Source organism: Effusibacillus lacus (genome assembly GCF_002335525.1).
GTDB classification, from domain to species: Bacteria; Bacillota; Bacilli; order Tumebacillales; family Effusibacillaceae; genus Effusibacillus; species Effusibacillus lacus.
In genome coordinates, this window is the sequence record NZ_BDUF01000108.1 from 1 (window position 1) to 201 (window position 201).

Annotated in this window: 1 rRNA gene; it reads right to left on the reverse strand. The window is 54.2% G+C overall.

Annotated features, from left to right (window positions below):
* Positions 1–101: ribosomal RNA gene (locus EFBL_RS17885) — 16S ribosomal RNA — on the reverse strand; the annotation flags it as partial.
* Positions 102–201 lie beyond the last annotated feature (100 nt).

The following is a 201-nucleotide window of genomic DNA, read 5'->3' on the forward strand; positions in this document are numbered from 1 at the left end:
GCTGCCATCCTCAGAGCAAGCTCCGATTCAAGCCGCGCGACTTGCATGTATTAGGCACGCCGCCAGCGTTCGTCCTGAGCCAGGATCAAACTCTCAAATCAGTCGATGCTTTCGCCTCGCCTTTAGGGGCGGGGCAGCCGCATCGTATTCAAAGAATCAATCGTGGCTCCCTACACGATTCAGTTTTCAAAGAACGACTTG